Below are 26,602 nucleotides of genomic sequence, written 5' to 3'. Positions count from 1 at the left end.
GTGAAAGCGCCATCTCGCGATCCCGGGCATCGCGGGGCAGTCCGACCTGCGTGGTTTCACGCACTTTTTTCATATCGAAAATATTCTACATTTCGAATACATGAAATAATGGAGTGTTGTCATGAGGAGGTTGATCGCGCCGACTGCAGTGTTGCTGGTTCTGGAATGCTCTGTTGCCCTCGCAGGCCCGGGGCCGGGTGCGCATTTTATTGAAAACTGGGATCTTGACGGTAACGGCCAGGTGACCGTGGAGGAAGCACGTGAACGCCGCAGCGATGTGTTCGCCAGTTTTGATGCCAATGAGGACGACTTTCTGGACGCCGAGGAATACGAACTCTTCGATGAAGCCCGCGCCCTGGACCAGGCGGAAAACGAACCGCAGGGGCAGGGCCAGAGACAGGGCCAGAGACAGGGGCAGGGTCGGGGAAATCGCAATCCCGCCAACGGCATGCGGTTGGAAGTCAATGACAACGACGGTGACGGCAAGGTTTCGAAGTCCGAGTTTCTGGGCAACGCGGATGCATGGGTCGAGATGATCGATCGCAACGGCGACGGCGTCGTCACCCGGGCGGATTTCGGGCCACGCAAAGGCCAGTAACGCTGCAGCCTTCGGCGAAATGTGGTCAACTGTCTTGACAGTCCCTTGCTGTGCGGGAAGGTTGCCGGGCTCCAGATCCCGAACCCGGTAATCGTCATGACGTTCTCAGCCGCCCAAGAACGCCTTTTCCGCCTGTCCGCATGACTGCCCGTCAACCTGCGCGCTGGAGGTGCAATTCGATGCCGATGGCACCATCCGCAGGCTGAAGGGCGCGCGCGACAACGCCTATACGGCAGGCGTGATCTGCGCCAAGGTCGCACGCTATGCGGAGCGGCTCTATCATCCCGAGCGGCTGCTGAAGCCGATGCGCCGGGTCGGCGCGAAGGGAGAGGGCCGGTTCGAGGAGATTTCCTGGGAAGCGGCTCTGGACCTGATCGCTGAGAAGTTCCTGGCCGCGGAAGCCGAATTCGGCGCCGAAAGCGTCTGGCCCTATCATTATGCCGGCACGATGGGCCTGGTGCAGCGCGACAGCATCCACCGGCTGCGCCACGCCAAGGGGTATTCGCGCCAGTTCGACAGCTTCTGCACCAACATGGCCTGGACGGGGTATGTCGCGGGAACCGGCAGGCTGGCCGGTCCCGATCCGCGCGAGATGGCGCTGTCCGACCAGATCGTCATCTGGGGCACAAACCCGGTCGCGACCCAGGTCAACGTCATGACCCATGCGATCGCGGCCCGCAAGAAGCGCGGCGCGCGCATCATTGTCGTCGATGTCTACGAGACCGAAACCATGAAACAGGCCGACATCGGTCTGGTCGTGAAACCGGGCACGGACGCGGCGCTGGCTTGCGCGATCATGCATGTGCTGTTCCGCGACGGTCATGCGGACCGGGACTATCTGGAACGCTACACCGACTGCCCGGCGGAGCTGGAAGCGCACCTGAAGGACAGGACCCCGGCCTGGGCTGCCCGGATCACCGGTCTTGACGCGGACCGGATCGAGGAGGCCGCAAGGCTGATCGGTTCAGTCCGGAAGACCTATTTCCGCCTTGGCTACGGCTTCACCCGCTCGCGCAACGGCGTGGTCGGCATGCATGCCGCCTGTTCCATCGCCGCGGTCACCGGCTGCTGGACCCAAGAGGGTGGTGGTGCCTTCCACAACAACGGCGCCATTTACGAGCTCAACAAGGAAATGATCGAGGCCGGCTCGCTCAGGGATCCGTCCGTACGCGCCCTCGACCAGAGCCTGGTCGGCCGGATCCTGTCCGGTGACGAGGCCGCGCTGTTCGGCGGACCGCCGGTCAAGGCGATGCTGATCCAGAACACCAACCCGGTGTCGGTCGCTCCGGAACAGGAACGGGTCAAGAAGGGCTTTCTCCGCGAAGACCTGTTCACCGTCGTGCACGAGCAGTTTCTGACCGAAACGGCGCGGATGGCGGATATCGTCCTGCCGGCAACCCAGTTCCTGGAACATGACGACATCTACAAGGGCGGCGGCCACCAGTACCTGTTGCTCGGACCAAAAGCGGTCGAGCCGCCGGCCGGGCCGAAAGAAAACATATTTGTGATCAATGAGATCGCCCGGCGGGTTGATTCAAAATCTCACCCCGGATTCGATCTTGGCGCGCGCGATCATATCGACTGGATGCTGAAGAATTCCAGCTACGGCACGCTTGCTGAGCTGGAGGTGTCCAGATGGATCGATCTGCAACCCGATTTCGAAACCGCGCATTATCTGAAAGGCTTCGGCCACGCGGACGGAAGATTCCATTTCAGACCGGACTGGGGCCGTTCGCCGTCGCCCAACAAGCCGGACGGCGATCCGTTCGGTCCCTGGCAGTCGATGCCGGAGCTGCCGGACCAGTGGGACAGCATAGAAACCGCTGACGACCGGCATCCGTTCAGGCTGGTGACCGCACCGGCCCGCTCGTTTCTCAATTCCAGTTTCAACGAGACGGAAACGTCGAGAAAGAAGGAAGGCCGTCCCGAAGTCTGGCTGCGTCCGGAAGAGGCCGCGCGCCTGGGTATTGCGGAGGGCGCAAGGGTAAGGATGGGCAATGACCGCGGCGTGGTCACGCTGCATGCGCGGCTGGTCGCCGCCGTTGCGCCGGGAACGGTGATCTCCGAAGGCTTGTGGCCCAATGATGCCTTCGAGGACGGCAGGGGTATCAACACCCTGACCGGCGCCGATCCTGTCGCCCCCTATGGCGGTGCGGCCTACCACGATACCGCTGTGTGGGTGAGGGTGGTCCAGGGCGTGTGAACCGCCGTCTCTCCGGTGGGTTCGGCCTCGTGAGAACGCGAATTGTTGGCGATCACGTATAATGTCAGTTGCCAGATTGATCCTGTCACGGAAGCAACTTAGGGTGGGTCTGAGGGATTCTTTTCGTCGGGTGGGTTGTGTTCTCGCTGAGCGCACTAATCGCGTTTCCACCTGTCGCTGCGTCAGATTGCGGACCCGCGCGGGCTGCCTGAAAAAGAAGTTGCTGGAGAGGGCGATGATCAAGACATTTGTTTCTGCCATTGTGATGGCCGGGTGCGCGTTTTCTGCTCAGGCTGAGGTCTGGTGCGATGCTGTGCCGCCAAGCCCGTACAATACGGCGGCGGGCCTGATGCCGACCGAGGGAACATTCGAAGGCACGACATGCGCGGAGCTTGAGGTGCTGCTGAAGAAGCCAAGCGCGACCCAGCCGTCCGGCGACAAGTCGGCACCTGAAGTCTACGAAAATCTGGTCAGCCTGTTTTTCCTGAACATGTGCCACCGCCGGTTGGCGCCCATCAAGGATGGCAAGCCGGCAGGCGAGGGCTGGTATCGCGACAAGTTCGTGCGCCAGTTGGGCCCCGACATGGCAACCGCCGTGACTTTCGGCACAACCGGCTCCGGCGAATGGCAGACCTTTCAGAGCGCTTTTCATTCGCCTGCCGTGATCTGGTACAACCAGATCGCATTCGACTGGATTTCCAGGTACCGGCCCGGTGAGGACACCGGCTACACGCCTCCGCAGGCGCCGATGCCCGATGGCGCGATCATCGTGAAGGAAATGTATGCCGCGCCTGCCACCGTGTGCCAGGATCGCGATCCGATGACGCTGTATCCCGAGAGCGGCCTGGCTTTCATGGTGCGCGAAGCGGAAGCCACCAGCGACGGCTGGTATTGGGGCTACTACGGTCTGGCGCTCGGCGACACCAAGGCGGATGCGCAACGCAACTTCGCGACGCAAACCACGAAATTCAGCAAGGGCGCGACCACGAAAAATACGTCCGCCAATGATTGGCCGGCTGCCTACTGGGGCGCCCCGTCCATGGGCTTCGGGCAGTATTGCGTCAATTGCCACGCCTCCGCCATCGACAATTCGACCTTCTCGACCATGAACAACCTGCAGGTCGGCGAGGGCGAGCCACAGACCTACCTGACCAACTCCTGGTTCGATGTCCAGGTGTTCAGTGACCCGACGTCCATAACACCGTCGACCACGAACTCGGGGACCGCCGTACCGGCAAGCGGACATCAGCAGCGCGCCTTTCAGCCTGCGATCGATGCAACGGAGCGCCTTGACCCGGAGGCGGCCAAAAGCCTGCTTGAGACCTATCTCTACGACAAGACCCCGGTGCCGACCGACACCACCAACATCAGCATGGTCAGCGCGACCTATGACACCGCGACTGCCCTTGCCGGCGCGCCCACAGATGCGAGCGAATATCTGACATCGGATCAGTGTGCCGGCTGCCACGATGCGGGCGGTACAGGGATGCAGTTCGACATGACCCAGCCGCTGACCGCAGCGGAGCACACGCGGCTGATGGAGAACGCGGGTGCGGATGCGTCGGTGCCGCATCTCTACAACTATTCGCCTTATGCCACATGGCGGACCTCGCCGATGGGTCTGGCCGGGCGCGATCCTATCTTCTATGCGCAGCTGGCCTCCGAGACGACGACGTTCCACCCGGGAACCTACGACAACGGCGCCAAGAGCGTGCCGGATTTCATCGAAAACACCTGTTTGGGCTGCCACGGGATCTCGGGTCAGCGCCAGTTCCAGATCGACACATACGACGCGGCGACCGACACCTGTGAGGAATTCACCCGCGGCGATGTGATGGCCAGACAAGAGACGTTCGACGACCTGCCGGCGCGCCACGCTGCTCTCGCCAGGGACGGGATCAACTGCACCTCCTGCCACCGCATGGATTTCAGCGACGCAACGGTTGCCGGGTCCGGCAACAACAGTGAAACTGCGGCCGCACCCGAGACACGCAACGCCTGTGTGGAACAGCGCCAGGAAATCTTCAGCCAGAACGGCGACGGCAAACCGGCCAACACCAACTTTGCCGCCACTTTCACCGGCAGCTTCAAGGTCGGCCCGGCTACGGAGATCAACGGACCGTTTGGCGGTCCGGACGATCCTGCCGGAGCGATCAAGCCGGTGCCCATGCAGAATTCCCTCGGCATCACGCCGCAGTACCATGATGGCTTTGGGGAATCCGTTGTGTGTGGTTCCTGCCACACGGTGCATCTGCCGGTTCTGGGCAAGACGGATCCAGCCAGCGACAGCCTGAACATACTTGGCTACGTCTATGAACAGACGACCTATCCGGAATGGGCCTTCAGCGACTTCCGCTCCGGAGAACTGCTCGGCGTTGAACTGTTGGGCAGGCCCGACAAGGGCAGCAAGGATCAGGAATGCCAGGGCTGCCACCTGCCGAGCAAGACGCGCGATGGCAAGGACTTCGTGAGCAAGATCGCGGGCATTCAGGAACGCACGAATTTCCCGGCCTCCGACTACGTGGAGACGGCGGAAGATGTCGATCTGCCTTACCGCGAGGGCTTCGCCAAGCACACGCTGGTCGGCCTGAACATGTTCCTTGTGGAGATGGCCGATAAATTTCCGAGCGTTCTCGGAATTGCCTCCAAAAGCCCGATGCTGGTCGGCAATGGGCTGGACCCGGCCGATCTGACAAAGCTCGCGATGCTCGACAACGCGAGAAACGCAACGGCGAACGTCGCGGTGGGCAAAGCTGCGTCCGTTCCGGTAAACCCGGCCACCGGCAGCCCCTTTGGCAATGCCTATGAGGTGACGGTGACCAACAAGACCGGGCACAAGTTTCCCTCGGGCGTCGGCTTCCGGCGCGCCTTTATCGAGTTCACCGCCTATGACGACGACGACAAGGTGGTGTGGCAATCGGGGGCGGTGAACCCGGCGGGTCAGATCGTCAACGCGAAAAAAGACCCGATCGAGGGGGAGGTCTGGTGGACCAAGCAATGCGGACGCCCGGCCAACTGGAAGGACCGGCCGCATCAGCCGCACTACGAGCTGATCACGGCGCAGGATCAGGCGCAGATCTATCAGGAACTGGTCAGCACGCCGCCCGCGAATGCGACACCGGCGAGCTGCGGCCATGATGCGAAGCCTGCGGGTACGCTGACGACCAGCTTCCTGTCGATCTGTGCGGAGGTGAAGGACAACCGGCTTTACCCGTCCGGCTTTCTGCCGCTGGCGCACCGGATCAAGATCGCCAAGGCCCTGGGTGCGCAAGCGGATCTGGCCGAGGATACGACGGCGCTGGGCGTGAGCGATGCCGCGGGTGTCATCGATCCCGACTATGATGCGGAAGGAAGCAGCCCGATCACCGGTGCGGACACCCTGACCTATGCCTTCGATCTGCCCGACGCGACCGTCGCCAGGGTTACGGCACGGCTTCTGTATCAGGCAACGCCGCCCTTCTATCTGCAGGACCGCTTCTGCACCGGCGTTGGCAACAGGGATACGAACCGGCTGTTGTATCTGACCGAGAACCTGGTTGGCGAGGATACGCCGGAGATCAAGGACTGGGTGCTGCAGGTCGGGGCCACGGCGGTCGACCAGGTCTCACCGTGAGCCAATGGCATACCTGTGCTGTAACAGTTGGCGAAAGGCGTATTTTGACAAGTTCGCCTTTCCCGACACGGCTGCGGTGCCGACCGACGACGCGGATGCCTACCGGCTCAATCCGCGTCATCACTGGTTGTTCAACAAGCTGATTGTCGCCGAGCTGCAGGGACTTCAGGCCGGACCATTCGGGGTTCCGCCGACGTTGCAACCGCTCTTCGCCAAGCCGATCTACAATCTATCCGGCATGTCCGTGGATGCGCGCAGGTTCGACACGATCGACGAGTTCGAAAGCACCCTGCGCGCCGGCATGATGTGGTGCGAGTGCCTGGAAGGGCCGCACTACAGTGTCGATTGCGTTGCCGTTCGCGGAAAAGTGCCCTGGATCTGCGTCACCAGGGGATATCCTCTGGACAAGGGCACCTGGAACTACTGGCATGTCAATGTGCCCGTACCGCTGCAGGTCGAGGCCCATCTGAAGGACTTCGTCGCCCGGCATCTGGACGATTATACCGGGGCGCTCAATTTCGAGTTTATCGGCACCGCCATCATCGAGGTGCATCCCAGGATCGCCGTGCAGTGGATCGACCTTTACGGCGACGACTTCGTGAGGGCGCTGCACACACTCTACGAGACGGGACAATGGGACTGTCAGCCGGAAGATGAGGGGGGCTACAGTGTGGTCGCCTTTGCGCCACCTGCCCACTACCGGGCACCGTCACCGGAAGTCTGGGAGCAATGGACGGCGACCGAAGGCGTGACCTACATGCAGTTGCCCTCCTACGCGCCGGACGGGAGTTTCAACACGCTCGGCATGCCGGAAGGCGGCATGCGGCTCGTCGTGATCAACACACGCGACCCCGGATCCGGCTTTGCATTGCGCGATGATCTGGTGGCCTATTACCTCGGCACAGCGGAACTCTCCGAGCAAGGACGCCGGATCCAGCCGGGAGCCTGTCAGCCGGGATACTGACACATGCCGCACTGGCGAGCGCGGACACCGGCACCTGGACACATCGGGACTTCACGTCGATCCGCCAGATCTGTAGACAGGGGGTGTCGTATTTCTCACTGGAGACCCGGATGCCGGAAGACCTCAGTCACTGGACACCGTGCGAACGGCCAGAACGCAAGGTGTTCGAAGGCCGCACTGTCAGGCTCGAACCGCTGGACCCGACCCGGCACGGCAAGGCGCTGTTCGACGCCTCGAGCGTGGCCGATGCGGACAGCCGGTTCCGGTGGCTGCCCGAATATCCACCTGCCACTGAAGCGGACCTGCTCGATTGGGCGGCAAGGGCCGCCTCAAGCGAGGACCCGCTGTTCTTTGCGGTGGTGGACAAGGCCAGCGGAAAAGCCGCCGGCCGGCAGGCCCTGATGCGCATCGACCCGGCCAATGGCGCGATCGAGATCGGCAACATCTATTGGGGGCCGATGATCTCACGCAAGCCCGCCGCCACCGAGGCCCTCTACCTGTTCATGAAGTATGTTTTCGACGATCTCGGCTACCGCCGGTTCGAGTGGAAATGCAACAATGACAATGGGCCGTCGAAGGACGCCGCCCTGCGCTTCGGCTTTCAGCCGGAGGGTGTCTTCCGCCAGCATCTTGTGGTCAAGGGACAGAACCGGGACACGGCGTGGTTCGCGGTGATCGACAAGGAGTGGCCTGCTCTCTCGAAAGGCTACGAGACCTGGCTCTCGCCGGAGAATTTCGGTTCAGACGGCGGGCAGGTCCGGCGCCTGGCCGACTGCATTGCAGAGGCGGTAAAAGCGATGACGGTAAAAGCGATGACCGGCGGAGCCGCCTGACCGGAGCGATGCGTGCTGGTTTCAGGGCAAGCCGGGATCCCCCTGATCGCCGTCTCGTCGGTCCGGGCGGATGGTCAGGTACTCGGTTGAGATGTGTTGCTTTAAAACAATAAATTGTATTCGCTCCGGTACCCATGTTTAATGACGCAGCGGAATTTTGCGATGCCGTTCTGGCGGATATGAACATTTGACGGGAGCGGATGCGCAAGGCGAACTTGAGCACCGGCCGGCTCCCAAGCTGTTTCAGTGGGGGCACAAGTGAGCAGTATTGTCGACGAGATCGTCAGCCTTTGGTCCGATGTCAATCCGGTGGTGGGCTATACCAGCGGCTATCTCGGCAAGCTGACGGCACTGTTGTTCCAGACCCCGGAAAATGTTGAGAAGCTCTATCAGCGCATCGAATACCTGACGACCCGCCTCGACGAAATCGCCGATCTCGACATCCGGACGACGGCCCGGGCGGTGCTGGTCAGCCAGAGGACCCAGCTGGAGCTTGCGCGGCCGAGCGGTGCGGGCCCGTCCGGCACGGGGGCGGGTGGCGTTTATGCCGCCGCCGACGGCATCTTCTATATTCTCCTGAAGGGCGACGGCAACAAACCCTGGGTCGCCGGTTACCTGGAAGTCGTGCGCGAGATGATCGTGTTCGAGGCGGAGCGCTGGGCCGAGGGCAATTATACCGCCGAGATCCGCAAGGAATGCCTGAACACGGTCGGCTATGTCGACGGCAATCTGAAGGCCATGCTGCAGGCCAATCCGACCGTGTCCACCCAGGTGCGCGCCATCGAAAATGCCCTGCAGCGCTATCAGGAAATCTTCTACAGCCCGGGGCTTGCTTCCAGCGAGTTCAAGGTCTACTGGCCGGCGCTGCTCGAAGGCGACGCGGCGAGCGGTCCGGTTCGGGCCAGGGGGTATCCGGGCACCTTGAAGAACTACTACGCGCTCCAGATGAACGAGGCCGATGTCGAACTGCAGGCGAAAAGCTGGATGCAGCTCGACATGCCCGTGACCCTGGACCTTGCCCGCCGGATCGCGCCCAAGGTGGGCGCTGCGCAGGACAGTTCGCTCCAGACGGTCTGGGACGCGGTGAGCAGGAATTACGCCGTCGATTTTTCGGCCGAGAAGATGCAGAAGGTGCTGAAAGCCTGCAACGATTTCGGCCAGCGCTACATCATCGGCTTCACCTCCGCCGACAAGGTGCTGTTCGATCCGACACCCGGCTATCTGGTCAATCTGGTGACCGGCGGCGAGGACTTCGCGGTCGACTACCTTACCGGCAAGCCCTATTCGCAGCTCTACCTGACGGCCTCCAAAAACACCTCTCTGCTGACCATGATCAACATCCTGGTGCATGAGGCTTCGCACGGCTTCAATTTTGTCATGTCGGCACGCAAGGCCCCGAAGCTCCTCAACCTGAACACCTCGATCGAGGTGCCGATGACCGAGGGTCAGGCTTTCTACCGAGAATATCAGTATTACGCAGCGGCCGCCGACCTCGTCGGCCAGACCGGTCTCGACCCGGTTCAGCAGGCCTACCTGAACCTTTACGGTACCACGCCCGTGGACCAGGCCAATGCCGTGCAGGCCGCGCAGCTTGAAACCTATGTCTGGCGGGTGATCCGCGACATCCGTGCACTCTGCGACACGGAGGTCAACGGGGGCAAACGCACCTATACCGACTTCATCACCTGGGCGGCGGCGGCCACCGGTCTCAGCGCGGAAACGCTCCACGGCGAGTGCTTCACTTTCCTGGCCGCGCCCGGCTATGCGCCGTGTTACGCGCTGGGTGGGGCCATCTACGGATTTCTCCAGACCAAGGGCATTCCGAACGGGGTGCAGGAAGCGGCCTTCAACACTGAAGCCTCCTCGATGGGATTCTCGTCCTGGCCGGTGGACCAGACCAGGTTGGCGAAAATCGCCGCCGGCGACCGCGCCCCCGCCGGCGCGGCGCCATAGGAAAAGCACCTCGTTCACGTCTCCCCGGCCTGGTGCGGGAGCCCGGCGCGGACAGGAGGAAGGGCAGGCCGCCGATCCCGTTGCGCCCGTCAGCACCACGATGCCGCGCATACAAGGAAGCATCACGATGATACAGCACCGCACGCCCGAACCGGGGCCGGTCACGTTTCTGCCGGGATACGGCGCGCCGAAGGAGGTTCAGCTTGCCGGTCATCTCACCGCCAATAAGGCCTGCGGCGACAATCTGTTCTTCTGGTTTTTCGAAAGCCAGGGTGATCCGGCCAACGACCCGGTCGTCATGTGGCTGAACGGCGGGCCAAGGAAACGTGAGGGAGGAATAATTTCATGAACATGCATTCGTTGCCACTGGTTCTCCTTGCTTTCACCACGTCACATGTTGCATCGGCAGAAATGAGTATTGTTACCGGCTATCCCGAAACCGGCAGCGGGCAAGTGGCTGAGACTGTCGAGGAGTTTCTGCTGGAACACGACGACCTGAAAGTGGATCCAATTCAGACGCACGGGACGAATTCCTATCCGGAATTTCTGGAAGCGAGCCGTCATGCAGTCGAAAATGGATCCGATCGAACCATCGGAGTGAGTTTTGATCGCCGGCTGGATGCCCTGGTGGGTGATGACACCCTGTTTGGCCAGTTCGGAGAAGCGCAACCTTTCGAGAACATCAGCCGACACAAACGCATAAGTACCAAAAATGACAGAGTGGACTGGGTCGGGCTTGGCTGGGTAAGGCAGCAACCGTTCGAGCCGATTGGCGATGAAGAAAACGACTGTGATCCTCAACGTGATTGGGAGAACAAACAATGTGCCTTCAGGAGCAAATCTGGGGATGAATTTACCATTCGGGTTCGGCTGGGCCACAGAGGTTGGCCTGTCTATGGTGTCGTCGGATTCGCCCCCGCGGACGAAGACGCAATGAATCCGCTGGTGGACGCTCTTGCCTCAGAAGACTGGAGCGAAACGGCGCGCGATCACTTTTTCATCGTTCCCGATGATGTCGTGCGCAAGCAGCGCAAGGTGACCTTTGAACTGTGGGACTATTCGGACATGAACAATCCGCTGGCAACTGTCTCGGGAGAAGCTGCGGTCCCTTCCTTGAAATCGGACAAACTTCAGTCCGGTAGCCGGAACAGTTGTGGCGGCCAGTCCAGCGCCTGTCCGGAGTTCAATATTCCTGAAGATGTCATGGATAGCCATCTGAAAGGTGCAGGACTGGACCAGCTGCGGTGAAACGGACATGACGGAGAAACCGGAGAAACCGGAGAGACCGCTTGAGAAACCCGAAGCTTCGCGGCCCTCCGGAATGAAGTGGTACAAAAACGAGGATATACCGCGCTGGATCGGCGCGCTGTCGGCTGCCCTGAGCGCCGCTGCGATCATCGTGGCAATATCGTCTTATCTCCTTGCCCGGTACTGTTTCGAGACCGAACTGGTGGTCTCGGCTCCCGAGGTCATCGAGTTTCGCTGTTCGACGGCTTCGTTCGAGCCTTCGGATTGCGCCGGTGAGTCCAGCAATTTCGTGTATTTGTCACTGACGGCTGCATTCAGGATTTCCGCTGTCGGGCCGGACCTGCATGAGGCAGCCCTGAAAGGCATGGACGCACTGGTCTCCATTCCAAGGAGCGATGGAACCACGGATGTGTACCGGCTTCGCTCATTCTGGTCGGGAGATCTTGTCGGTACGGAAAATCCGGGCCTGAAACAGTCCGTCCCGCTTTCGCTGAAAGGCGGACAAAGCATCAGTCAGGAGATCTGGTTCTTCCCGATTTCGGTTCTTTGCGAGTCCGAGGCGTGTGATGAAAGACAGAACTTTTTGTCCTGGCATGATTTCAAGTCCCAGCTTCAAACGGCCAGCGCGCTCAAATTGCCGGGATTGCAGGTGGTGTTCAGGTTCGACGGCCAGAACGCCGGCGGCGGCAATCCCGAACCGATCGTCTGCTCAGTCAACAATGGCAGCAGCCTGGCAACAAAGCTCAAACGGATCGAGGCCAGGGAGGATCGTAGCTCCGTTCCCTGGCCGATATCGGTGACACTTCCCTGCACCGAATTCCTGAAAGGATGGGGCAAAGAGAGCTGATGCTCTCTTATGCGCGTGAGGAACCCGCGCGGTTCAAACTGTTTTTGAGGCCGCAAACGGCAGGAGTTCCAGGAGATGAACCCTAGTGTCCCTTCGCCGCCGAAGGTTTCCCGCGCGCCATCCGCCAGAGCGGCAGGAACACCTTGTCGGTAACCGGGATCAGTGCCAGTCCGAGGGCCAGGCCGAAGACACCGTCCATGGCTGCCGTGGCAAGCCAGGCCATGAAACCCTCGAAGTGTCCGATGGTGTGGGCGAGGCCGTGGGCAAGATCGTGAATGATGCCATAGACAAGGCCGAAGCCCAGAACGTCGAAACCGTGCAGCACGATGGAGCCGCCGACCCACAGCATGGCGGCCGTGCCGATGATCATGAGCAGTTTCAACAGTCCGGGCATCGCCTTGACGATGCCAAGTCCGAGCGCGCGCGTGACGCCGAGGCGGCCCTTCTGCGACATCATCAGGCCGATGTCATCCGCCTTGACGATCAGTGCGACTGATCCGTAGACCATTACCGTGATGCCGATGGCAACGACGGCCAGGGTTGCCGCTTCCATCCAGATGGTGCCGTCCGGGATCTCGGCCAGCGCAATGGTCATGATCTCCGCGGACAGGATGAAATCGGTCTTGATGGCCCCGGCGACTTTCTGTTCCTCCAGGTGGCACGGATCGAGGACAAGATCCTCCGGTTCGTCCGCGTCGTGATGTTGCGGCGCGAAGATGTGATAGACCTTTTCCGCCCCCTCGAAACACAGATAGGCGCCGCCCAGCATGAGCAGCGGCGTAATGATGCCGGGCAGAAACGCGTTCAGTGCCAGGCCCGCGGGCAGCAGGAATATGAGCTTGTTCTTGAGCGACCCCATTGCGATCCGCCGGACGATCGGCAGCTCACGGGCGGGGTGGAAACCGGCGACATATTTCGGCGTCACGGCGGCGTCGTCGATCACGGCGCCAGCCGCCTTCGCCCCGGCCTTGGCAGCCTGTCCGATCACATCATCGGCGGACGCCGCTGCAATCTTGGCAATCGCGGCAACATCGTCCAGAAGGGCAAGCAATCCGCTCATGTCAGCTCCAGTTCCGCTCGGTCCGGCGCAAGCATATAGCGTTTTGCGGGGGAAGGGGCCAGTGGAGAACCCGCCAAAACACGACGAGAGACGATTTATGCGTGAGGACGCCCCATGGAGCACGTCAGCAGTACCCGTTCTTAGCCGATCACCGCCTCCGCCAATCGAACCGCCGACGCCACACCGTCAATCACCGGCACCTGGAACCGCTTCGTCAGGTCGCTTGCCAGATCCGCCATGCCGGCGCAGCCGAGCGCGATCGCGCCGATGCCGTCCTGCTGCAGGGCGGTCTCGATTTCCGCCTCGATCCTGCGCCGGCCATCGCTTGCCGGGTCCTCCAGGGCAAGCACCGGCACATCCGAGGCGCGGACCTTCGCGCAGCGGCCGGCCAGCCCGGTGCGGACGAGATTTTCCTCAAGAACGGGCACGGAGACGGGCAGGGTGGTGACCACCGAGAACAGGGGCGCCGCAACCGAGGCCACGTGATAGGCTGCCTCGCCGATGCCGATGACCGGCACAGGGGCCCGCGCCTTCAAGTCCCACAGGCCGGTGTCGTCGAAACACGCGATGATGACCGCGCTGATGCCCGGGTCCGACGCCAGCGATGCGTCGAACAGCTCCAGCAGGCCGGGCAGGGCGGCTTCGCCATCTTCCCGTCCCTGAATGGCTGCCGGTCCCCCGGAAGGATTGATGGCCGTGATCCGTGTGGAGGGACCGGCCGCGGCACGAGCCGCCGCCGCGATCTTGTCCGTCATCGACGCCGTGGAATTCGGGTTGATGACGAGGATATGGGTCTTTTGCATGTCTGTGCCGGCCTCAGACCATGCCCTTGCCGGCATCCGAACCGAGCCGGGACCGGCGCCTGTTCATGGCGATGACGACGGCCAGGAACAGCCCGATGACCAGGAACGAGAACACCGTCGTCAGGGTGCCGAGGGCGAAGATCACCGGCGTCGTCACATTGGTGGTCATGCCGTAGATTTCCAGCGGCAGCGTGTTGTAGCTGCCCGCCGTCAGCAGCGTGCGGGCGAACTCGTCATAGGAGAGCGTAAAGCCGAACAGCGCCACGCCGATCAGCATCGGCGCGATGATCGGCAGCACCACGTGGCGGACGGTCTGCCAGGCGCTGGCGCCCTGGTCGCGCGCGGCTTCCTCGTAGGATTTGTCGAAGCGGTTGAACACCGCGAACATGATCAGCAGGCCGAACGGCAGCGTCCAGGTGAGCTGGGACCCGTATCCGGAGGTCGACCAGTGAACGGCCAGACCCGACTGCGAGAAGATCAGGCCGACACCGAGCGAGATCAGGATCGACGGGATCACCAGCGAGGTGATGATCAGGTAGAAGATCACACCGGAACCCGGAAACCGCTTGCGGAACGCCAGGCCCCCCATGACGGAGACGACAACCGTCGTCACCATCACCATCAGACCGAGGGTGAGCGAGCGGAAGAAGCTGCCCCAGATGTCTCCGACCGCCTGCTGCCGGAACAGATCGGCAAACCAGTGCAGCGAGACGCCGCGCATCGGAAAGGTCAGCCCGCCCTTGGGCCCCTGGAACGAGAGGATCGCGATGGTGATCGTCGGTCCGTAGAGAAACACCAGGAACAGCGCGAAGAACGCGGCGAGCACATAAAAGGACCGTGAGCGTTTGTCCATTTTCCTAGAGCTCCTTCCGGATGTCGACAAAGCGCAGCAGGATCGAGATCACCAGAAGCACGGTGACCAGCAGGATCACGGCGGTCGCCGCCGCGGACGGGTACTGCAGCAGAGCGATGTCGTTGGAAATCAGCCGCCCGACATTGGCGCTCTGGCTGCCCGACATGAAGCGCACGGTGATGAAGTCGCCCATCACCAGCGTGACCACGAAGATCGAGCCGATCATGATGCCCGGCTTGGTCAGCGGAATGATCACGTTGGTGAGCGTCTGCAGGCCGCTGGCGCCATTGTCATAGGCCGCCTCGATCAGGGATTTGTCGATCCGCATCATGGTGTTGAAGATCGGCACCACCATAAACAGCGTGTAGAGATGAACGAAGGCGAGGATCACCGAGAAATCGGAAAACAGCAGCCAGTCCAGCGGCTCGTCGATGACGCCCATCGAGATCAGCGTGGAGTTGGCGATGCCGTTGCGGCCCAGGAACGGGATCCAGGAAATCATCCGGATGATGTTGGAGGTCCAGAACGGGATCGTGCACAGCAGGAACAGCACGATCTGCCAGGTCAGGGTGCGCACGTGAAAGGCCAGGAAATAAGCGACGGTAAAGCCGATCGCCAGTGTGATTGCCCAGGTGATGAACGCGTATTTGAGGGTGTTGAAGAACACCTTGTAGGTGACCGGCGAGGTCAGCAGGAACTCGTAATTCTCGAACTGGAACGCCGGATAGATGGAAAACTCGGTCGCGCCCCAGAAACTGACCACGACGATCATGGCGATCGGCAGCACCAGGAAGAAAAACAGGATCAGCGCCAGCGGCAGCGTCAACAGCCAGCCTGTGGCGGCGTCAGGAAGCCGGCTCAGGCTGAACGAGGCCCGACGCGCAGGCGTGTCGCCCGGTTCCTTGTGAATGAAGAGATGCGTCTGGTCCGTCATGAGGCTTCGGTCCGGTTGGGAGGATGGCGTCCGGGGTATGCCCCGAACGCCGGTGTCGACCATCAGCCTCAGGCGGCGATGAACTCGTTCCACTTGCGGACCATGTACTGGTTCTCGTCCATGACGGCGTTCCAGCAGGCGACCGCACCCATGCGCTCCTGGAAGGAGCCGCCATCGCGGGTCTCGCCGGATTTCGCCAGCACGTCACCGAACGGGTTGGTGATGTCGCCCGTGGCTTCCTTGCCCTCGAACCAGTAGCCCCACTCGTTCTCGTCCATGTGGTTCTTGGAGGTTTCCGGCACGGCGGAGTAATAGCCCTGGCGCATCAGGAAGCCGCCGACCCAGCCGTCGAGATACCAGTTGATGTATTCGTAGGCCGCGTCCAGTTCCAGGCCGGACAGGCTCTTGGACAGGCCGATGCCGCCGCCCCAGGAGCGGTAGCCTTCCTTCAGCGGCTGGTAGACGCACGGAATCCCGCGTGACTTCACGGCGGTGATCGCCGGCGACCACATGGACTGGATGACCACTTCGCCGGAGGCCATCAGGTTGACACTCTCGTCGAACGACTTCCAGAAGGCACGGAACTGGCCGTTCTTCTTGGCTTCGGTGAAGATCGCCATGGTCTTGTCGATCTCTTCGCGGGTCATGTTGCCCTTGTCGCCATACTGGATCTCGCCCATGGCCTCGCAGACCATGGCCGCGTCCATGATACCGATGGAGGATATGTCGAGGATCGAGGCCTTGCCCTTGAATTCCGGGTTGAGCAGTTCGGTCCAGCTTCCGATCGGCCGGCCGATCAGGTCCGGGCGGATGCCGAGCGTGTCGGCGTTGTAGATGGTCGGGATCAGCGTCATCCAGCCGGTTTCTTCCGACGCGAAGCTCGTGCTGTCCGGACCGTCGACGAAACCGACCGTGTGCGGCGCGGTGCCCTGGGCAATCACCGATTCCGGTGTCAGCTTGCCGCTCTTGAAGATGCCGACGATCTTGTCGTAGTTCTTGATCTTGGACGTATCCATGGCCTGAAGGTTGCCGGTCGGCCAGATCTTCTTGCAGATCCAGTATTCGATGTCGGCGATGTCGAAGCTGTCCGGCTGGGTCGCGGCGCGCTGGGTGACGGCGTCGCTGTCGAGCGAGGTCATTTCCAGCGTGAAGCCGAGGTCTTCCTTCACCTTCTGGGCGACTTCATTGAGATTGGAAACGCCGGTGCCGAACTGGCGCAGGGTCACATCCTTGATGTTCTGCGCCCAGATGGTCGGAAAACCGGTGATCGCACCCGATCCGATGGCGGCCCCTGTCGCGGCGGCGCCGCCCTTCAGGATGCTGCGGCGGCTGAGGCCCTTCTTGGTCACTGTCTCTGTCATGTTCCTGCTCCTGTTCCCCTGTGGAGTTATGTCTGGCCCGCGGAAGGCCGTTAACGGCGGCCGTCAGGCCGCCAATTGGTGCGCGTCTTCCGGCTTCCAGGTCAGGAAGACGGTCGCGCCGATGTCGATCGGATCGAGAAAGAAGGCCTCGTCGGTGAGCGCGGCGGTAAGATCGCCCGCGCCGCCCGCGTCGAGTGCCAGATTGACCGTGGAGCCGAGATATTCGACATCCGTGACGCTGGCGGTCAGCAGCGCGCGGTCTTCGCCGGCCGACTTCATGACCCGCAGCCGGTCGGCCCTGAGCGCGACGGCGGCGCCGTGTTGCTGCAGCACGTTGTGCCCGCCGATGAAGCGGGCGACGAATTCGGTGGATGGCGTGTTGAAGACCTTGCGCGGACTGCCGGCCTGTTCGATCCGGCCGCCGTTCATGACGATGATGTCGTCCGCCAGCGCCAGCGCCTCGTCCTGGCTGTGGGTGACATGAATGAAGGAAATGCCGAGTTCGCGCTGCAGCTTTTTCAATTCCAGCCGCATCCGGATGCGCAGGAACGGATCGAGCGCGGACAACGGCTCATCCAGCAACAGCACCGACGGCTCCGTGATCAGCGCGCGGGCCAGGGCGACGCGCTGCTGCTGGCCACCGGAGAGTTGCGCGGGCAGGCGCTCGGCGTAAGCGTCCATGTCGACCAGCTCCAGCAACTGGTGCGCCTTCTTCAGCCGCACCGGCTTTTCGACGCCCTTCATCTTCTGGGAGAAGGCGACATTGTCGAGGACGGTGAGATGCGGAAACAGCGCGTAGTTCTGGAACATCATCGCGGTGCCGCGCCGGGCCGGCGGCAGGTCGGTGATGTTGACGCCGCCCAGCACGATGTCGCCTGCTGATACGCTCTCGTGGCCGGCGATCATCCTGAGTGTCGAGGACTTGCCGCAGCCCGATGGACCGAGCAGGCACGAATAGGACCCGGCGGCGAACCTGTGATTGATGGCATCGACGGCGACCGTGTCACCATAGCGTTTGGTGGTTGCCGCAAGCTCAAGCTCCAGGGATGTCGCCATGGCCGGAGTTTTCCTTCTTCAAGACCGGGTTCGGGTCCTGTAAAAGCAAACGCCGTGCCAACGTCTGAAAACGTTGTGTTGCTGCGGTTTTTGGTATTTTTTTGGAGGAGGAGAAACGAGTTGAGTGAAAGAAGTGCACAATGTTTCGGCATTTTTAATACGAAGTGATCAAAAATTGTATACGATTTGAATTGCCCGGGTCTGCTGCCGGGAGTAGCATCGACACACTCCTGATCCTGCCCCATCTTGCCCCATCTTGCCGATGATCCAGATGGGCGCCTGACAACAAAGACAAGATCCGTGACCACCGCCGCACGCGACCAACGCCGTAAACTGCACGAAGTGTTTGCCCTGCCGGAAGGGCGCGCGCTCGACATCTGTCTGAAGCTGCAGACCGCCATTCTGGAACACAGGCTCGCCCCTGGCGTGAAGCTGTCGGAAGACGAGGTCGGCGAAATCTATGGTGTCAGCCGCACCGTGATCCGGGCGGTCCTGCAGGCACTTGCCCATTCCGGCCTGGTTGCGATCGAAAAGAACCGCGGGGCCTTCGTCGCCAAGCCTTCCATCCGGGAAGCCCATGAAGTTTTTCAGGCCCGCGCCCTGATCGAACCCGCAGTCGCGCGCCTGGCCGCGAAGGGGATTACCAACGCCCGGCTTGATCGGCTGAAGGACCATCTGGACGCCGAACACGCGGCCCTGCATGCTGGCGACATGGGCAGGGCGCTGTTCCTGTCGGGAAGCTTTCACACGGAAATCGCCGATATTGCCGATCATCGGATTTACGCAGGCATGGTGCGCTCGCTGATATCCCGGTCGTCGCTGATCATCGCGCTCTACTGGAAGCGCTCCGATACCGCCTGCGAGAGCCACTCCCATCATGCCCTGATGACCGCCTTCGAAAGGCGCGACGGCGACGCCGCCGAAAGCATCCAGAAAAGCCATATCGTCGACCTGCATTCCGGCCTTGACCTTAGGGAAAAACCGGAACCGGGAAGATCGCTCAGCGAAGCGCTGAAACCCTTCTGAGCAAGCGTGCCGCCCGACAGGGGCGCGCGGCCGGGTTTCCGGGCCGCTGATCACAAAAAGCCTGCGGAAACATCCGCGATGCGTTTAATCTTTTCGCAATGCTGAGGGCCATTCGGCGCCGGGCATCCTGTGGACAGGCATTGGAGAGCGATATGGGGATTGGGCACTTCGGGCGGACAGCGGTGGCTGCCGGGCTTCTTGCGGTACTCCTCGTACCGTCCCGGGCGGACGACCAACCCATCGGCGATGCCGTTCATTCCCTGCCGCTGTTCGATGCCCACATGCACTACAAGGAACCCGCCTGGGAGCGGTATCCGGTTGAAAGCGTCATCGAGTTGATGGACAGGAACGGTGTTGCCATGGCGCTGGTTTCATCGACGCCGGACGAGGGCACGATCATGCTCTGGGAGCATGCGCCGACCCGGATCGTACCGGAACTGCGCCCCTATCACGGTGCTGCCGGATCCGGGAACTGGACCAAGATGGCCGGCATGGACGCCTACCTGGAGGGGCGGCTGGACAGATACCCGCATGAAGGCATCGGCGAGTTCCACATTCACCGGATGGACACGGCCGACGAACCGCTGTTTCGGAAGATCATCGGGATGGCAAAGGCGCGGGACATCTATCTCCATGTCCATTCCGGCGCGGAACCGGTGCGCTGGCTCTACAGTCTGGATTCCGAGGTGAAGATCATCTGGGCCCATGCCGGGCTCAGCACGCCCGCGGCGGATGTCTACGACCTGATGGCGGAGTTTCCACACCTTTTGGCCGATACATCGCTCAGGGAATGGGACATAGCCGGCCCCGGCGATGCTCTGGCGCCCGAATGGGCGGAGATCGTGATCGCGTTTCAGGATCGCCTGATGATCGGCAGCGACACATGGGTGAACGGCCAGTGGGACAATTATTCCGACATCATGGCGTCCAACCGCGCCTGGCTCGCCAATCTGCCCCGGGAGGTCGCCGAAAAGATCGCCTACAAGAACGCGGAACGTCTGTTCGGGCGCGAGATCACGATGGATCAGATCGGCAAGCGATAGGCAGGCGCCGTCCCCTCAAGGCATCGCTACGGCCAGATCAGCGGCTCTGCCGTCTCGCCATCGTTGCCGCCGGCGGTCACCCTGGCGCCTGAGATCCGGGCCTTGCCGCTGGCGACAAGTTCCAGGGCTTTGGGATAGATCTTGTGTTCCACGTCCAGAACCCGTGCGGCGAGGGTCTTCGGCGTGTCGGTGTCCAGAACGGGCACGGCGCCCTGGACGATGATCGGGCCGTCATCCATTTCCGCCGAAACGTAGTGGACCGTCGCGCCATGCAGCTTGACGCCTTCTTCCAGGGCGCGCTCATGGGTGGCCAGGCCCTTGAAGGCGGGCAGGAGCGCCGGGTGGATGTTGATCATCCGGTTCGACCAGGCATTGACGAGAAACGGCGTGAGAATGCGCATGAAACCGGCCAGCGCGACCAGTTCGATCCTGTGGTCCTTCAGCACCGCGTCGACCTGCCGCTCGAACGCCTGCCGGTCGCCGGCAAACTCCGTGTGGTCGACGACCGCGGTCGCAATGCCGAATTCCGCCGCGCGTTCCAGGCCCTTGGCATCCGGTCTGTTCGACAGGACGAGGGCGATTTCAGCGGGAAAACCGGGATCCATCGCGGCCGAGATCAGCGCGCTCATGTTGGTGCCGCGGCCGGAAATCAGGATCGCGGTTCTCCTGCGGCTCATGTGCCAAGTCCAAGGCTGCCGTCAAACAGAACCGGCGCGTCGCCCGCGGCCTCGATCTGCCCGATGCGGCTGACCGTCTCGCCCTGTTCCGTCAGGACCCGGGCCACATTTTCCACCTCATCTGCGGCGACCACGATCACCATGCCGATGCCGCAGTTGAAGGTGCGCAGCATTTCCTTTTCCGCAACGCCACCGGTGCGGGCCAGCCAGCCGAAAACGTCGGGAACGGCAATCTGCGTCAGGTCGATGCGGGCCGAGGTGGCATCCGGCAGTACCCGCGGGAGGTTTTCCGGCAGGCCGCCGCCGGTGATATGGGCAAGGGCCTTGATGCCGGAACCGGCCTTGAGTGCCGCCAGCAGCGGTTTGACGTAGATCCGTGTCGGCTCCATCAGTGCCTCGCCGATGGTCTTTCCTCCAGCGAAGGGAGCCGCGTCCGACCAGGTCAGGCCGGACAGGTCGACGATCTTGCGAACCATGGAATACCCATTGGAATGGACGCCGGAGGACGCCAGGCCGAGCAGCACGTCACCGGCCGCCAGATCCTTGCGCGGCAGGATCGCACCCCGCTCCACCGCTCCGACGGAAAATCCGGCGAGATCATAGTCGCCTTCCACATACATGCCCGGCATTTCCGCGGTCTCGCCGCCGATCAGGGCGGCGCCCGCCAGCTTGCAGCCGTCGGCAATGCCGGCAACCACGTCGGTCGCGGTCGTCAGGTCCAGTGCGCCGGTGGCGAAATAGTCCAGGAAAAACAGCGGTTCGGCACCCTGAACCACCAGATCGTTGACGCACATGGCAACAAGGTCGATGCCGACCGTGCGGTGCTGTCCGGTTTCGATGGCGATCTTGAGCTTGGTGCCGACACCGTCGTTGGCGGCCACCAGGACCGGGTCTTCAAATCCGGCGCCTTTCAGATCGAACAGGCCGCCAAATCCGCCGATATCGCTGTCTGCGCCCGGCCGTGACGTTGCCTTGACCAGTGGCTTGATGCGGTTCACCAGTTCGTTTCCGGCATCGATATCGACCCCGGCATCGGCATAGGTCAGGCCGTTGGATCCAGAGGATTCGCTCATGGGGCACTCCAGGACTTAAAAGCGGTTGGCTGTGCCAACGCGGCTTACAGTCTGGCGCGGCGGAACACAAGAGGCGAGGCGCCCGATGTCCTGAGGATTGCAGGGAAAATCTGCCTCCTGAGCAGGGAACAGGCCTGGCCGGTGGTGCAAATCCGGTCACGGGTCTATAGAAGCGGTCATGTCGGCTGCGCTGACGCGGTCCGCCATCCGGGCGGCTGCCAACAACAGCCGGCGCAGAAAAGAGTTTGGTCCCCGCCAGGGAGAAAGTTTCATGACCCTACGTCGTCAGGTCCAGTTCTGGCTGATGTCCCTCGTCGTCTTCTGCCTGTTTCTCTACGTCTTTTCCGGCGTGCTGTTGCCCTTCGTGGCCGGCATGGCCGTTGCGTATCTGCTCGATCCGATCTGCGACCGGCTGGAACGACTGGGCATGGGCCGGATGTGGGCAACGCTCACCATATTGTTCACCTTCCTCCTGATCCTGGTGCTGTTCTTCGTCTTGCTGCTGCCGCTGCTGGGCAACCAGCTGGCGCTGTTTCTGGAGCGGTTTCCCGAACTCGTGCGCAAGCTGCAGGCGCTGCTGTCGAATTATTTTCCAACCGATCTGGCCGCAGTCGCCGGCATCGATGCGGAGGACCTGCAGTCTTCGATGACCGACCTGATCGGGCAGGGCGCGTCCTTCGTCGGCAAGCTGGCGCAATCCCTGTGGAGCGGCGGTCAGGCCCTGTTGTCGATCCTGTCCCTGTTCGTGATCACGCCGGTGGTCGCGTTCTATCTGCTGCTCGACTGGGACCGCATGGTCACCCGCATCGACGGCTGGTTGCCGCGCGCTCATCTGGAGGAAATCCGCGGACTTGCCGGGGAGATGGACCGGGCGGTGGCCGGGTTCGTGCGCGGGCAGGTCTCCGTCTGCGTGATACTCGGTTTTTTCTACGCGGTTTCGCTCGCGGTGGTGGGGCTGAACTTCGGCTTGCTGATCGGCATGGCCGCGGGCCTGGTGAGCTTCATTCCCTTTGTCGGTGCCGGTCTCGGCCTGATCCTGTCCGTCGGCGTGGCGCTGGTCCAATTCTGGCCGGACTGGCCCTGGATCCTGGCCGTTGCCGCCATCTTCGCGGTCGGCCAGTTTCTGGAGGGCAACATTCTCCAGCCGAAACTTGTCGGAGACAGCACTGGCCTTCATCCTGTGACCTTGATGTTCGCGCTGTTTGCCTTCGGGTCGCTCTTTGGATTTGTCGGCATGCTGATTGCGGTCCCCGCAGCGGCGATGATCGGCGTGCTTGCGCGATTTGCCCTGAGGCAGTATCTGGCAAGCCCGGTTTACACAGGAACAGGCCGGCCATCGGCGGTTTCCGAAGACTAGGCGCGTGAGTGTCTAAGCGTATCAGTGTCAGAGTGAGTACATGGCGGAACCACCGCATCAACTGCCGTTAGAACTGCCTCACGAGGCCGCGCTCAGCCGCGAGGACTTTCTGGTCGGAGGCTCCAACCGGGCGGCCCTGGAGATCCTTGAGCGCTGGCCGGACTGGCCTTCACCGGTGGTTGTTCTGGCCGGTCCCGTCGGGTCAGGCAAATCCCATCTGGTTCAGGCCTTTCAGGACGAGAACGGTGCCGTGGTTGTCTCCGCACCCGACCTGACCGAAGCCTGTGTGGAAACGCTCGCCGCAGCCCCGGCCGCCGTGCTGGAAGATGCACATCTGGGGGTCGACGAAACGGCCTTGTTCCATCTGCTCAATGCCGCGCGGCAGGCGGGCAAGACGGTGCTGATCACCAGCCGGACCTGGCCTGCGAGCTGGAAAATCACCTTGCCGGACCTCGTGTCCCGCCTGCGTGCGGCGACGCCGGTGGAAATTCTGGAACCCGACGATGACCTGTTGCGCCGGGTCCTTGTGAAGCTTTTCGCGGACAGGCAGATCTCGGTCGAACGCAGTGTCATCGACTATCTGGTGGTGCGCATGGAGCGCTCGCTGGGTGTGGCACTCCGGGCGGTCGAAGCCATTGACCGGGAAGCCCTGGCGGGCCGTGTGAAGATCACCAGGCCCCTGGCCGGCCGGGTTCTTGAAAATGTGCATAAAGGCCAATAATCCGTACGATTGTCTCAGGACTGTCATTTGTCCTTGCGGGAGTCCATGCTAGGCACTGCGGCGCGCGAAATCGGCACGTGCTGTCGATGCCTGACTGGACAAAAGGGCAGTGAGCGGAACAAGGGCCGAGCAGGGCCGGAAAAAGAGAAGGTTCCATGAACGAAACTCCTGATCTTTCAGACATTCTGCCCTCTTCCAAGGTGACGTTCGACACCGGCGGCGGCTATGTCGATGGCGCCTTGCAGGGGGATTTGGCAACGTCTCCCGCACGTTTCATGAACCGTGAACTCTCCTGGTTGCAATTCAACCTGCGGGTGCTCGAAGAGGCGATGAACCCGGATCATCCCCTTCTGGAACGGGTGCGGTTTCTGTCCATCTCGGCGAACAACCTCGATGAGTTCTTCATGGTGCGTGTCGCGGGCCTGCGTGGCCAGCAGCGTGCCGACATCACCAACCTGTCCGACGACGGCCTGACACCGACGGAACAGTTGCAGAAAATCAGCGATGCCGTGCGGGATCTTCAGGCATCTCAGCAGAAGATCTGGGGCGCGCTGCGCAGCGATATCGCCGACAAGGGCATCGAGATCCTGCACGGCGACACGATCGCCGACAGCGACCGGATCTGGCTGCAGGACTATTTTCTGTCCTATGTCTTTCCGGTTCTGACGCCGCTTGCGATCGATCCGGCGCATCCGTTCCCGTTCATCCCGAACCTGGGGTTCACCATCGTCTTCGAACTGGTCCCGACCTCGGGTGGCCGGGGCATGATCGCGCTGCTCCGGATCCCGAACCAGGTCGACCGGTTCGTGCAGTTGCCGGCCGGCGAAGACGGATCCGCGCGTTTCATCGCCATTGAACGGGTTGTCGGCCTGTTCATCGGGCGCCTGTTTCCCGGTTACGAAATTCGTGGCAAAGGCGCCTTTCGGGTCATTCGCGACAGCGATCTGGAAATCGAGGAAGAGGCCGAGGATCTGGTCCGCCTGTTCGAAAGCGCCCTGAAGCGCCGCCGGCGCGGCTCGGTGATCCGTCTGGAGATCCAGGAAACCACGCCGGCGGCCCTGCGTGAATTCGTGGCCGACGCCCTGGATGTGAAAGAAAACGAGATTTTTCTCGCCAACGGCCTGCTGGCCCTCAACAACCTGTCGCAGATAGTCGATCTGGAACGCCCGGACCTGAAATTCGAACCCTACACGGCCCGGTTTCCGGAGCGGATCCGGGAGCACGGCGGTGACTGCATGGCCGCGATCCATCAGAAGGACATCATCGTCCACCACCCCTATGAATCCTTTGATGTGGTGGTCCAGTATCTGCGTCAGGCAGCCCGCGATCCGGATGTGGTCGCCATCAAGCAGACGCTCTATCGCACGTCCAACAATTCGCCGGTCGTCAAGGCGCTTGCAGAAGCTGCGGAAGCCGGCAAGTCCGTAACGGCCCTGGTCGAACTGAAGGCCCGTTTCGACGAAGAGGCGAACATCAAGTGGGCGCGCGACCTGGAGCGGGCGGGTGTGCAGGTGGTCTTCGGTTTCATCGAGCTCAAGACGCATTCAAAACTGTCGATGGTGATCAAGCGCGAGCATGGCCAACTGAAAACCTATTGTCATATCGGCACAGGCAATTACCATCCGATCACAGCGCGTATCTATGAAGACCTGTCCTTCTTCACCGACGATCCCGGCATAGCCGAAGATGCGGCGCGGGTATTCAACTTCATCACCGGCTACGCGCGCCCGGCCGAACTCAACAACCTGATGGTCTCACCGGTCAATCTGCGACAGCGCATCCTTGAAATGACCGAGGCCGAGATCGAGCACGCACGGGCAGGGCATCCGGCACAGATCTGGATGAAGATGAATTCCCTTGTGGATCCGGAGATCATCGACGCCCTCTACAGGGCCAGCCAGTCCGGGGTGCAGATCGATCTGGTGATCCGGGGGATCTGCTGCCTGCGCCCCGGCATTGCCGGACTGTCGGAGAACATCCGGGTAAAATCGATCGTCGGCCGGTTCCTGGAGCACTCCCGCATCTTCTGTTTCGGCAATGGCCACGGTCTGCCCTCTCCGGAGGCGCATGTCTATATCGGCTCCGCGGACCTGATGCCGCGCAACATCGACCGCCGTGTGGAGGTGCTCACGCCCTTGCTCACGCCGACCGTCCACGAACAGGTGCTTGACCAGATCATGGTCGCTAACCTGAAAGACAATCAGCAGAGCTGGCGCATCCTGCCGGACGGCAGTCACGAGCGCATCGCACCGGGTGCCAACGAGGAGCCTTTCAATGCGCATCGGTATTTCATGACGAATCCGTCGCTGTCCGGTCGGGGAAAATCGTTGAAAAGTGACCGCCCGAGGCCGTTTCTGAAACGGAAAAAGCGAGGTTAGA

General features: G+C 61.9%; 22 protein-coding genes. 14 read left to right on the top strand and 8 right to left on the bottom strand.

What is annotated here, in order from left to right; all coding sequences use genetic code 11:
• The first annotated feature begins 121 nt into the window (after positions 1–121).
• The 9 genes from AC0VX3_RS17480 to AC0VX3_RS17440 all read left to right on the top strand — a co-directional run bounded on the left by AC0VX3_RS17480 (position 122) and on the right by AC0VX3_RS17440 (position 12,259).
• A complete protein-coding gene (locus AC0VX3_RS17480) occupies positions 122–598 on the top strand; it encodes an EF-hand domain-containing protein (protein ID WP_475521585.1) in 477 nt (158 codons plus the stop codon).
• A 163-nt stretch (positions 599–761) separates the two neighbouring features.
• A complete protein-coding gene (locus AC0VX3_RS17475) occupies positions 762–2,801 on the top strand; it encodes a molybdopterin-containing oxidoreductase family protein (RefSeq protein ID WP_475525199.1) in 2,040 nt (679 codons plus the stop codon).
• A 235-nt stretch (positions 2,802–3,036) separates the two neighbouring features.
• A complete protein-coding gene (locus tag AC0VX3_RS17470) occupies positions 3,037–6,414 on the top strand; it encodes a hypothetical protein (protein WP_475521584.1) in 3,378 nt (1,125 codons plus the stop codon).
• Positions 6,415–6,490: 76 nt separating this feature from the next.
• Positions 6,491–7,378 carry an ATP-grasp domain-containing protein gene (locus AC0VX3_RS17465; protein ID WP_475521583.1) on the top strand — a complete coding sequence of 296 codons (888 nt, stop codon included), beginning with the start codon at positions 6,491–6,493 and terminating at the stop codon, positions 7,376–7,378.
• A gap of 110 nt (positions 7,379–7,488) precedes the next feature.
• The gene (locus AC0VX3_RS17460) at positions 7,489–8,211 is read left to right on the top strand and encodes a GNAT family N-acetyltransferase (protein ID WP_475521582.1); all 723 of its coding nucleotides are present in this window, start codon (positions 7,489–7,491) and stop codon (positions 8,209–8,211) included.
• Positions 8,212–8,469: 258 nt separating this feature from the next.
• Positions 8,470–10,164 (top strand): hypothetical protein, encoded by a 1,695-nt coding sequence (locus tag AC0VX3_RS17455; protein WP_475521581.1) that lies wholly within the window; start codon positions 8,470–8,472, stop codon positions 10,162–10,164.
• A gap of 127 nt (positions 10,165–10,291) precedes the next feature.
• Complete coding sequence (locus tag AC0VX3_RS17450; RefSeq protein ID WP_475521580.1) at positions 10,292–10,513, top strand: S10 family serine carboxypeptidase-like protein; 222 nt, start codon at positions 10,292–10,294, stop codon at positions 10,511–10,513.
• Positions 10,510–11,412, top strand: a complete 903-nt coding sequence (locus AC0VX3_RS17445; RefSeq protein ID WP_475521579.1) for a hypothetical protein — start codon at positions 10,510–10,512, stop codon at positions 11,410–11,412. The genes AC0VX3_RS17450 and AC0VX3_RS17445 overlap by 4 nt, the downstream gene beginning before the upstream one ends.
• 7 nt (positions 11,413–11,419) lie before the next feature.
• On the top strand, positions 11,420–12,259 hold the full coding sequence (locus tag AC0VX3_RS17440; protein ID WP_475521578.1) for a hypothetical protein: 840 nt from the start codon (positions 11,420–11,422) through the stop codon (positions 12,257–12,259).
• Positions 12,260–12,341: 82 nt separating this feature from the next.
• On the opposite strand, the gene AC0VX3_RS17435 is transcribed toward AC0VX3_RS17440, so the two are convergent.
• The 6 genes from AC0VX3_RS17435 to AC0VX3_RS17410 form a co-directional block, all read right to left on the bottom strand.
• Complete coding sequence (locus AC0VX3_RS17435; RefSeq protein ID WP_475521577.1) at positions 12,342–13,319, bottom strand: DUF808 domain-containing protein; 978 nt, start codon at positions 13,317–13,319, stop codon at positions 12,342–12,344.
• A gap of 140 nt (positions 13,320–13,459) precedes the next feature.
• Positions 13,460–14,122, bottom strand: coding sequence for an aspartate/glutamate racemase family protein (locus AC0VX3_RS17430; protein WP_475521576.1), 663 nt, complete (start codon positions 14,120–14,122; stop codon positions 13,460–13,462).
• Positions 14,123–14,135: 13 nt separating this feature from the next.
• Positions 14,136–14,975, bottom strand: coding sequence for an ABC transporter permease (locus tag AC0VX3_RS17425; protein ID WP_342894243.1), 840 nt, complete (start codon positions 14,973–14,975; stop codon positions 14,136–14,138).
• Between the two features lie 4 nt (positions 14,976–14,979).
• A complete protein-coding gene (locus AC0VX3_RS17420) occupies positions 14,980–15,909 on the bottom strand; it encodes an ABC transporter permease (RefSeq protein ID WP_475521575.1) in 930 nt (309 codons plus the stop codon).
• A 68-nt stretch (positions 15,910–15,977) separates the two neighbouring features.
• The gene (locus tag AC0VX3_RS17415; protein WP_348143320.1) at positions 15,978–17,270 is read right to left on the bottom strand and encodes an ABC transporter substrate-binding protein; all 1,293 of its coding nucleotides are present in this window, start codon (positions 17,268–17,270) and stop codon (positions 15,978–15,980) included.
• Between the two features lie 63 nt (positions 17,271–17,333).
• Positions 17,334–18,326 (bottom strand): ABC transporter ATP-binding protein, encoded by a 993-nt coding sequence (locus tag AC0VX3_RS17410; protein WP_475521574.1) that lies wholly within the window; start codon positions 18,324–18,326, stop codon positions 17,334–17,336.
• Positions 18,327–18,626: 300 nt separating this feature from the next.
• Here AC0VX3_RS17410 and AC0VX3_RS17405 point away from each other — a divergent pair, with 300 nt between their 5' ends.
• Entirely contained in the window at positions 18,627–19,352 is a 726-nt protein-coding gene (locus AC0VX3_RS17405; RefSeq protein ID WP_475521573.1) for a GntR family transcriptional regulator, read from the top strand.
• A 152-nt stretch (positions 19,353–19,504) separates the two neighbouring features.
• The gene (locus tag AC0VX3_RS17400; RefSeq protein WP_475521572.1) at positions 19,505–20,395 is read left to right on the top strand and encodes an amidohydrolase family protein; all 891 of its coding nucleotides are present in this window, start codon (positions 19,505–19,507) and stop codon (positions 20,393–20,395) included.
• Between the two features lie 26 nt (positions 20,396–20,421).
• On the opposite strand, the gene purN is transcribed toward AC0VX3_RS17400, so the two are convergent.
• On the bottom strand, positions 20,422–21,072 hold the full coding sequence (gene purN / locus AC0VX3_RS17395; protein ID WP_475521571.1) for a phosphoribosylglycinamide formyltransferase: 651 nt from the start codon (positions 21,070–21,072) through the stop codon (positions 20,422–20,424).
• Positions 21,069–22,145, bottom strand: a complete 1,077-nt coding sequence (gene purM, locus AC0VX3_RS17390; protein ID WP_475521570.1) for a phosphoribosylformylglycinamidine cyclo-ligase — start codon at positions 22,143–22,145, stop codon at positions 21,069–21,071. The genes purN and purM overlap by 4 nt, the downstream gene beginning before the upstream one ends.
• Before the next feature lie 271 nt (positions 22,146–22,416).
• Here purM and AC0VX3_RS17385 point away from each other — a divergent pair, with 271 nt between their 5' ends.
• The 3 genes from AC0VX3_RS17385 to AC0VX3_RS17375 all read left to right on the top strand — a co-directional run bounded on the left by AC0VX3_RS17385 (position 22,417) and on the right by AC0VX3_RS17375 (position 26,601).
• Positions 22,417–23,502, top strand: coding sequence for an AI-2E family transporter (locus AC0VX3_RS17385; protein WP_475521569.1), 1,086 nt, complete (start codon positions 22,417–22,419; stop codon positions 23,500–23,502).
• A gap of 40 nt (positions 23,503–23,542) precedes the next feature.
• Positions 23,543–24,223 (top strand): AAA family ATPase, encoded by a 681-nt coding sequence (locus AC0VX3_RS17380; RefSeq protein ID WP_475521568.1) that lies wholly within the window; start codon positions 23,543–23,545, stop codon positions 24,221–24,223.
• A gap of 155 nt (positions 24,224–24,378) precedes the next feature.
• Complete coding sequence (locus tag AC0VX3_RS17375) at positions 24,379–26,601, top strand: RNA degradosome polyphosphate kinase (protein WP_475521567.1); 2,223 nt, start codon at positions 24,379–24,381, stop codon at positions 26,599–26,601.
• Position 26,602: the final 1 nt, after the last annotated feature.

The organism is Roseibium sp. QJM3NY_11, from assembly GCF_056173175.1.
The sequence above is the reverse complement of the archived record's forward strand: the minus strand, read 5'-3'. Positions and strand labels throughout refer to the sequence as shown.